Here is a 516-nt window from a genome sequence, read left to right on the forward strand (position 1 = left end):
AGCCCACTACTAGGAGTGTGGTAACTCGAATTGGGTTCACTCTTAATTACTTGTTATACAAAGTTATCTACCTGACCAATAATCCATAACTTTCGGATATGCATGATATCTAAGTCCGTATAAAATAATCCCAGCAATTGCAGACTGACATGCTAGATTGATTACCACTTGAGTGAGCTTAGGCTGATCGATTGCATAAAAATGAATGGCAACCCAAGGGGCAAACGCAATCATACTTGATATAAAAACATTCCCTCTTTGATACTTCATGATAAACCAAGTTTGAAAAGCAGGAATTATTAGAAAGCCTCCCATCATCGTTAGAATTACACTCAAAATCCCAGCAAAAAAAGCCGTTATAGATGAAGCCAATAAATGCATTAACAACTTAGCAATACGATTTAGCACTCTACCTCCCTTTCTATATAACGAATAACATGGATTTCCCCTTCCGAGGTTCTACAATATTTATGTGGTATCTATTTCTGCGCTATCTAACTAGCTAAAAACCACTTT

At 36.6% G+C, this 516-nt stretch carries 1 protein-coding gene; it reads right to left on the minus strand.

The genetic code is table 11. From position 1 onward, the window contains the following. Positions 1 to 63: 63 nt before the first annotated feature. A complete protein-coding gene (locus AB4496_RS27155; RefSeq protein WP_102257611.1) occupies positions 64 to 408 on the minus strand; it encodes a hypothetical protein in 345 nt (114 codons plus the stop codon). Between the last annotated feature and the right edge of the window lie 108 nt (positions 409 to 516).

It is taken from the genome of Vibrio sp. 10N.222.46.A1, from assembly GCF_041473595.1.
In the GTDB taxonomy this organism is placed as follows: domain Bacteria; phylum Pseudomonadota; class Gammaproteobacteria; order Enterobacterales; family Vibrionaceae; genus Vibrio; species Vibrio tasmaniensis_A.